We start from the raw sequence: 2,367 nt of genomic DNA, 5'->3' as shown, positions 1-2,367 counted from the left end.
ATATATACTATATTATAAATATAACCAAGATTTATCAATGATTATTATGTTACTCAAGAAGTTCAAGAAGAATATATTGAACATTATAAAGGCTTACTTATCTAATTTTTCATCGTATAAATCGAATAAATAGAGAATCGATCAATCTTATTAAAAAAGCATATTAATACTGCTGGATTATAGAATGCTGATTCTGGTGCACATAGTCTTCGTGCGTGTTATTTAAGAACTGCACCAGAAATGAACGTTCCAGACTACATTATTCAAGGACAGACGGGATATACATCTACTGTGATGATCGATCAGTATACTCGAAACAAACCATTTTTTAAAAATAATCTACCTAAACTGGAATCATAAAATTTAATAAAGAGAGTACATTAATAATATTTATTAAAAACCTATTTCACTCTATTTTGTAACAAAAATAAAAAACTCATTTTTACAAATAAAACCAAATATCCTATAATATAAGTTAAACTTAACTAGAAGGAGGATTTCAAATGAAGAAAGCAAAAATTTTAACTATTGTTATTTTAGCCTTTGTAATTACTTTTAGCTCAGTTTCTGTCGCTTCTGCTGCTGGTACATATGCTTTTATTAATAATACCGATGGTGGTTCATCTTTTGGTTATGTAACTGGTAAAGGTAAACAAGCTTCTGTCACGTTTGTAACAGATGGAGCAGCAACAATTTATATGAATAATTACTGGGGTCCTAGTACTCCCAATCCTTCAACAAGAGGTGAATCGTACGTTTATAGAACAAATGGTGCTACTACGATTAAACTGGCTTATTACATGAAATTTGGTGAGGAATATCAAATTGAAGTACGATTGAATTCAGGTAAATATGCTAAAGCATATGTGTATAGCGAATAATATGTTTATTAGCTTGTAGAAATTAGTATCAAATTATAAAAAAGCACATGCTTATGATATAAGCATGTGCTTTTTTATAGTTAATCAATCATTGAATAACAGCGAAAATACTCTATACGATCTTCATAGTCAATTATTACCTATTTCACTGATTTTACTGACCTATAAACTAGAATATCTCGCCCCTGCTTCTGCTATTTAATTTTAGCTAAAATCGTAGTGGTATATCTGATTTTGTATATTTTATTTCTTGTTTTTCTCCATTGGATTCTGGAAGTGTAATTAATTTGGATTCAACTCTACTTGTAATCCAAAATTTTAAACCTTCCCATGCTACTCGTATTTAACCATAGACCTACAGTGATCTCAGTGATGGCTAGAATGTTACTTTCATCTATCAGGGAACAACAATATAAGGAGCCATGATCCCTTGAAATACTCTGTATCTGATCAGAGTATTTCAAGATAAAGTAAGAAAAAATACCATTCGATACAGCTCGTAAGTCAAATCCAGATCGATGATGATCTTCTGCACGTCCGTGATCGTTTCCTACTTTTATGCGGCTGGAGCAGTTCGTTAAGTCTTAGTAGTAGTGAACTAGTCAACCTGAATATAGAAGATATTCAGGAGAAAGAAGACGAATTAGCTCTACATTTACAAAAGGAAAACCAATAAACAATCATTATTTAAAATATGTTATTTTCTTGATACTTGTATTATATTTTCAAAATTATTCACATTATCTAGATTTTTTAAACAATCCGATTGTCTTCTTTTTGCATACTAAACCATCTAATTGTTTGTTGTGATATCATATTCAACAATTCAGCAAATTCTTTTAATTGGTCTTCCGGGCATTCTGTTCCTTTAACTTTATAGTTTGTTTTTGCATGTGCATATTTATTTCTAGTTGCAGTAACTGCATCTATAATTTCATTATAAGCTTGATCAATAGCATCAGGTTTACTTTCTATCGTTAGTTTTTTAGTTTTCTTTAAAAATAGTGGGGCAATTTCTACTAACTCTAGAATATCACAGCATGTTTCTATTGTTATTTTAAATGCTTGGTAATCTCTTCCTAAGTCTCTATGATCATCAAAGATTTTATTTAGTTCTAAAATATAATTTGAATCTGGTGCTAGAGCTCTTTTACTAGATAGTTTCATCATAGCTTTATCAATTAAGTCTTTACGAATAACCGTTTGAGACACGTATTCTATAATACGACTAAAACTTAAAATTTGTTGTTCCGAATATGAAGTATTAAAAGTAGTCTTATAAATACTTAATATTTCATTAATTCCTTTTCCTTGAAGTAATGGTCTTAAACCAACTCTTTCCAGTTCAGTAATTTCTTCGTCATCGTAATAATCAAAATCATATTCCCAGGGTGCTATTTTAATTTCAAAGTTAAAGATCGATTTTAACTCAAAGAAATATGAATTAAATATATTATCTAGATGAGAGGGATCAATATTGTTATCG

General features: G+C 29.6%; 2 protein-coding genes. One reads left to right on the top strand and one right to left on the bottom strand.

Annotated features, from left to right (window positions below):
- Window positions 1-503 precede the first annotated feature (503 nt).
- The gene (locus PTI45_RS23200; protein ID WP_069329961.1) at window positions 504-881 is read left to right on the top strand and encodes a hypothetical protein; all 378 of its coding nucleotides are present in this window, start codon (window positions 504-506) and stop codon (window positions 879-881) included.
- A 753-nt stretch (window positions 882-1,634) separates the two neighbouring features.
- Here PTI45_RS23200 and PTI45_RS24330 read toward each other — a convergent pair.
- Window positions 1,635-2,367 (bottom strand): hypothetical protein (locus tag PTI45_RS24330; protein WP_175425260.1); only part of this gene is annotated, 733 nt, incomplete at its 5' end.

Origin of the sequence: Paenibacillus nuruki, from assembly GCF_001721045.1 — a bacterium.
Classification (GTDB): Bacteria; Bacillota; Bacilli; order Paenibacillales; family Paenibacillaceae; genus Saccharibacillus; species Saccharibacillus nuruki.
The sequence above is the reverse complement of the archived record's forward strand: the minus strand, read 5'-3'. Positions and strand labels throughout refer to the sequence as shown.

Bases quoted from the DNA above. Each gene is read 5' to 3' on its own strand.
- PTI45_RS23200 (WP_069329961.1), top strand. From the start codon at position 504: ATGAAGAAAGCAAAAATTTTAACTATTGTTATTTTAGCCTTTGTAATT.